Annotated in this window: 5 protein-coding genes and 1 pseudogene; 4 read left to right on the top strand and 2 right to left on the bottom strand. The window is 72.9% G+C overall.

Features of this window, described 5'->3' with window-relative positions:
• Positions 1 to 185: 185 nt before the first annotated feature.
• Both ABZ281_RS36105 and ABZ281_RS36110 read right to left on the bottom strand, forming a co-directional pair.
• Complete coding sequence (locus ABZ281_RS36105) at positions 186 to 1,700, bottom strand: CehA/McbA family metallohydrolase (protein WP_356662285.1); 1,515 nt, start codon at positions 1,698 to 1,700, stop codon at positions 186 to 188.
• Positions 1,701 to 1,840: 140 nt separating this feature from the next.
• A pseudogene (locus ABZ281_RS36110) lies at positions 1,841 to 1,936 on the bottom strand (DNA-binding response regulator); the annotation flags it as partial.
• A 24-nt stretch (positions 1,937 to 1,960) separates the two neighbouring features.
• On the opposite strand from ABZ281_RS36110, the gene ABZ281_RS36115 reads away from it, so the two are divergent.
• From ABZ281_RS36115 to ABZ281_RS36130, 4 genes are all read left to right on the top strand, one after another.
• Positions 1,961 to 2,164, top strand: coding sequence for a hypothetical protein (locus ABZ281_RS36115; protein ID WP_356662286.1), 204 nt, complete (start codon positions 1,961 to 1,963; stop codon positions 2,162 to 2,164).
• Positions 2,165 to 2,217: 53 nt separating this feature from the next.
• Positions 2,218 to 3,063: a TIGR03619 family F420-dependent LLM class oxidoreductase gene (locus tag ABZ281_RS36120; protein WP_356662287.1), complete on the top strand. Its 846-nt coding sequence runs from the start codon at positions 2,218 to 2,220 to the stop codon at positions 3,061 to 3,063.
• Positions 3,064 to 3,136: 73 nt separating this feature from the next.
• Positions 3,137 to 3,346, top strand: coding sequence for a hypothetical protein (locus tag ABZ281_RS36125; RefSeq protein WP_356662288.1), 210 nt, complete (start codon positions 3,137 to 3,139; stop codon positions 3,344 to 3,346).
• 44 nt (positions 3,347 to 3,390) lie between these two features.
• Positions 3,391 to 5,360, top strand: a 1,970-nt coding sequence (locus ABZ281_RS36130; protein WP_356662289.1) for a bifunctional FO biosynthesis protein CofGH, incomplete at its 3' end; no start/stop codon positions are given.

Consider the following 5,360-nt stretch of genomic DNA (forward strand, 5'->3'; position numbering starts at 1 on the left):
CGTTTGCCCGTTGAGGAGCGGCGTTTGGTGCGTGCTCTCGGCGTGCCGGCCGGAAGCCCTCGTACTGGACGTACGTGGGGTTTCGGCCGGTGCGGCGAGTGGGGGTACCCCCTGCTCGAGCGGAGTCGAGAGCTCGGGGGAGCGTGCCGGGCGTCGTGACGGGGCGAACGTTGCCTGATGCGGCACTAGTCCGTGCGGCGCCCCAGGAAGATCGGGTTGGTGAACGCCGCCAGCGGCCCGGGGAGCGGTCCCGCGGCCGCCTCGTGCCGCAGTTCGGCCCGTACGTACGCCGCGTAGGACGGTGTCGTCCGCCACTCGACCTTGCCGGAGCCGGAGACCGGCAGCGGGGCGCTGGTGTGCAGGACGCCCTGGTCGGTGACGAGGCGGACCGTGCAGCGCGGGGCGCCGGTGACCTCCAGGCGGACGGTGACCGGGGTGTCGCGGCCGACGGTGAGCCGCTCGCCGATGCCCGCGTGCTCGCCGCGTCCGCCGGACGCCCGCAGCGACAGCGCGACCCGCGCGGACTCGGCGACGTAGGACCGTCCCGTCCGGATGCCCTCCTGGATCGCCTCCCGGGTCAGGTCGTCGGCCAGGACGACCGTCTGGGGGCTGCCCACCGCGTCCGGGGAGCGATGGGCGTCGCTGCTGCCCATCGCCGGGAGCCAGCCGCGCCCGTCCCGTACGGACGCCACGAGCATGCTGTCCCAGTCGGCCAGCGCGATCTCGTCGTCGGGCGTGTAGGGGCCGTTCCACACCTCGATCGCGTCCGCCTCGTCGAAGCCGAACTTCCAGTTGCAGCCGACGCAGGTGGCGTGCGGGTGGGCCGGGACGACCAGGCCGCCGGCGCGGCGGATCTGCCGGGCGAAGCGGCCGAAGCGGTTGTCGCGGGCCCGGTAGCGCCAGTCGACGAAGGTGCCCGGGTCGGTGCCGAGCGCGACGACGTGCCCGTTGCGGGTGGTGATCTCCTCGCCCAGCATGACGAGCAGGTCGTCCCCGGCCACGTCGGCCCAGTGGGCGTGCGCGGAGTGCGTGTTGTGCTCGGAGGAGTTGATGAAGTCCAGGCCGGCCGCCCGGGCCAGTTCCCCGATCTCGGCGGGGGCGCGGCGGCCGTCGGAGTGCCAGGAGTGCAGATGGCAGTCCCCCCGGTACCAGGCCCGCCCCCGGCCCCTCGCGCGCTCCGGCGGATACACCGGTTGGGCGGTCTCGCCCGGCTCCCCGTGCGTCAGCGTGATCGTGATCTCGTACGACAGGCCCTGCGGGGCGACGGTGTACGGGCCGAGCGCGATGTGCCAGGTGCCCTCGCGCACCGGGCCCGGGAGGTAGCCGGGCGTCGCGTCGTCCGCGCGGATGAAGAACTCCGTGCGCGCCCCGCCCGACCATCCCCGGAAGCCCCGGCCGCCGAGCTCGGTGCCGCGGTCGTCGAAGACGCCGATGTCGAGGGCGTTGCCCAAAGTGCCGGCCGGGACGGACGGCCGGTCGTAGGTGTAGGCGACCCTGAGCTCCCGGACACCGGCCGGGACATCGACGGGAAGGTACACGAAGTCCGGGGAGCCGGGTGGCAGCGTGCCACGCACGGTTCTGCTCTCCCGGTCCCCATCGGCCGCTGAAGCGAAGCTCACGCTTTCCAACGTAAGCGCGGCCGCCGCTCCCGTCACGAACAGAGCGCGCCGGCCGAGCCCGCCGTGGCTGTCCTCGCACATGCTGCTGCTCCCCAGGTGTCGTCGGTGACATGGCATGGGTGGTGCGGGGGTGGGGCGTGCAACTCTTGTATGCGGCCGTGAACCGCCGTGCAAGGGAGGGGAATTGGACGGCGGGCGGCAGGGGAACGGGCCGCGCCGGGTCAGGGGGTGAGGCCCGCGTCCCGGGCCGGCAGGGCCGCCTGCACCCGGTTGGTGACTTCCAGCGCGGCGAGGATACGGCTGAGGTGCGCCTTGACGACGGTGTTCCCGCGCCGAGGCGGATGCACCGGGGCGCCTCCGGCGTCCTTGCGGGCGCCGGCCGGCGCTTCCCGCTGGTCCGCGCCGTCACCCCGCGTCCCCTCCGCGCCTCGCGCGTCACCCGTCTGCCCTACCGTCGCATCGCCCCCTGCAGCGCGGTCGCGGCCCTGCTGTGGGCGGGGGCCGAGGCCGGAATCGGCTATGCGGCGCCCGCGGCCGTCGGCTGAAGGTCCGACCGGTCGGTATGGGCAGTTGCGCTCCGCTCGGGTAGTGATGCGTCATGCGCATCGCCGTGACGATCTTCCTCACCGACGAGACGATCACCCCGACCCGGCTCGCCCGGGAGCTGGAGGACCGCGGATTCGCCGGGCTGTATCTGCCCGAGCACACCCACATCCCCGTCGAGCGGACCACCCCGTACCCGGCGGGCGGCGATCTGCCGCCCGAGTACGGGCGCACCCTCGACCCGTTCGTGGCCCTCGGCCAGGCCGCAGCCGTCACCCAGCGGCTCGGGCTCGGCACGGGCATCACGCTCGTCGCCCAGCACGACCCGATCGCCCTGGCCAAGCAGATCGCCACCCTCGACCACCTCTCCGGCGGCCGGTTCACGCTCGGGCTCGGCTTCGGCTGGAACGTGGAGGAGGTCGCCGACCACGGCGTGCGGTGGAGCGCACGGCGCGAGCTGGTCCGGGACCGGATGGCGCTGATGCGGGCCCTGTGGTCGGAGCAGCCGGTCGCCTACGAGGGGGAGTTCGGCGGCGTCCGGGCCAGCCACGCGTATCCGAAGCCCGTGCGGAAGCCGCGCGGCCCGGTCGTCGGCCCGCGCACGCTCGTCGGCGGCGCCGCCGGACCCAAGCTGTTCACACACATCAGCGAGTACGCCGACGGCTGGCTGCCGATCGGCGGGCGTGGTCTCGGGGAGGCGCTGCCCGTGCTGCGCACCGTCTGGGCCGACGCCGGCCGCGACCCCCGGGCCCTCCAGATCGTCCCCTACGCCGTCCACCCCACCCCGGGCAAGCTCGCCCACTACGCCGACCTCGGCATCGAGGAGGTCGTGGCGCAGCTGCCTCCGGCGGGGGAGGCGGAGGTGCTGAAGACGCTGGACGGCCTCGCCGCCCATCTCTGACAACTCCCCTGCCCGGCAGACCCGTTGGCTCCCCCTACTAAACTACCGGTCAGTTCGCCACGGGGGAGAGAACATGATGAGGCTTACCTGGTTTTCCTGGCTCCTGCGCCATTTCACCGAGTACGGGTACAGCCAGGGGCTGCTGCGTGCCACGATCGGCACCACGGCCGTGCTGGTGACCGCCGTGCTGGTCTGGTTCACCCTGCACCGCAACAGACCGGCCGCCGTCGCCGCCGCCGGCCTCACCTCGGCCCTGGGCATCGGGTGGCTGGCGTTCCACTGACGGGGCTTCCCCGAGCCTGATCAGCGCACTCGTATGCTCGAAGGATGACGACCTCCGCGACCTCCGGAACCGGCCCCACCGACAACTCCATGCGTCGCGCCCTGAAACGGGCCAGGAACGGTGTCTCGCTCGACGTCGCCGAGGCGGCGGTGCTGCTCCAGGCCCGGGGCGAGCAGCTGGAGGACCTGTCGGCCTCGGCCGCCCGGGTGCGGGACGCGGGCCTGGCGGCGGCCGGACGGCCCGGCGTCATCACGTACTCCAAATCCGTCTTCATCCCGCTGACCCGGCTGTGCCGGGACAAGTGCCACTACTGCACCTTCGTGACCGTCCCGGGCAAGCTGCGCCGGGAGGGCCACGGGATGTTCATGTCGCCGGACGAGGTGCTGGACATCGCCCGCAAGGGCGCCGCCCTCGGCTGCAAGGAAGCCCTCATCACCCTCGGCGACAAGCCCGAGGACCGCTGGCCGGAGGCGCGCGAATGGCTTGACGCGCACGGCTACGACGACACCCTCGCCTACGTCCGGGCCATCTCCATCCGGATCCTGGAGGAGACCGGCATGCTGCCCCATCTCAACCCGGGCGTCATGAGCTGGACCGACTTCCAGCGGCTCAAGCCCGTCGCGCCCAGCATGGGCATGATGCTGGAGACGACCGCGACCCGGCTGTGGTCGGAGCCCGGCGGCCCGCACCACGGTTCGCCCGACAAGGAGCCCGCCGTGCGCCTGCGGGTGCTTGAGGACGCCGGGCGTTCCTCCGTCCCCTTCACCTCCGGTGTCCTCATAGGCATCGGGGAGACGTACGAGGAGCGCGCCGAGTCGCTGTTCGCACTGCGGAAGGTCTCCCGGGCCTACCACGGCATTCAGGAACTGATCATCCAGAACTTCCGCGCCAAGCCGGACACCGCGATGCGCGGCATGCCCGACGCGGAACTGGACGAACTGGTCGCCACGGTGGCCGTCGCCCGGCTGCTCATGGGCCCCTCCGGCTGCATCCAGGCCCCGCCCAACCTCGTCGACGACGAGTACGAGCGGCTGATCGGCGCCGGTATCGACGACTGGGGCGGGGTCTCCCCCCTCACCATCGACCACGTCAACCCCGAGCGCCCCTGGCCGCAGATCGAGCAACTCGCCGAGAAGTCCCGCGCGGCCGGCTTCGACCTGCGCGAACGCCTCTGTGTCTACCCGGAGTTCGTGCGGCGCGGCGAGCCCTGGCTGGACCCGCGGGTGCGCCCGCACGTGGCGGCGCTGGCCGACCCGGAGACCGGCCTCGCCCGCCCCGAAGCCCTGCCCGAGGGCCTGCCGTGGCAGGAGCCGGAGGAGGTCTTCGTCGCGTCCGGCCGCACCGACCTGCACTCCTCGATCGACTCCGAGGGCCGTACGTCGGACCGCCGGGACGACTTCGACGAGGTGTACGGCGACTGGGGCGCCCTGCGCGAGGCCGCCGCCCCGGGCATGGTCCCCGAGCGCATCGACACCGACGTGCGCGAGGCCCTGCGCACGGCGGCCGACGATCCCACGAAGCTCACCGACGACGAGGCGCTGGCCCTGCTGCACGCGGACGGCCCGGCGCTGGACGCCCTCGCCCGTGTCGCCGACGACGTGCGCAGGTCGGCCGTCGGCGACGACGTCACCTACATCGTCACCCGCAACATCAACTTCACCAACGTCTGCTACACGGGCTGCCGCTTCTGCGCCTTCGCCCAGCGCCGCACGGACGCCGACGCCTACACCCTCTCCCTGGACCAGGTCGCCGACCGGGCCCAGCAGGCCTGGGAGGTGGGCGCGGTGGAGGTCTGCATGCAGGGCGGCATCCACCCGGACCTGCCGGGCACGGCGTACTTCGACATCGCGCGGGCCGTGAAGGAACGCGTTCCGGGCATGCACGTGCACGCCTTCTCGCCGATGGAGGTCGTCAACGGCGCGACCCGCACCGGCATGTCGGTCCGCGAGTGGCTGACCGCCGCCAAGGAGGCGGGCCTGGACACCATCCCGGGCACGGCCGCCGAGATCCTGGA

It is taken from the genome of Streptomyces sp. NPDC006265 (assembly GCF_040613555.1).
Taxonomy (GTDB): Bacteria; Actinomycetota; Actinomycetes; order Streptomycetales; family Streptomycetaceae; genus Streptomyces.

Excerpts from the sequence above, each read along its gene's own strand:
- ABZ281_RS36105 (WP_356662285.1), bottom strand. The coding sequence starts at position 1,700 with ATGTGCGAGGACAGCCACGGCGGGCTCGGCCGGCGCGCTCTGTTCGTG.
- ABZ281_RS36115 (WP_356662286.1), top strand. The coding sequence starts at position 1,961 with ATGCACCGGGGCGCCTCCGGCGTCCTTGCGGGCGCCGGCCGGCGCTTC.
- ABZ281_RS36120 (WP_356662287.1), top strand. The coding sequence starts at position 2,218 with ATGCGCATCGCCGTGACGATCTTCCTCACCGACGAGACGATCACCCCG.
- ABZ281_RS36125 (WP_356662288.1), top strand. The coding sequence starts at position 3,137 with ATGATGAGGCTTACCTGGTTTTCCTGGCTCCTGCGCCATTTCACCGAG.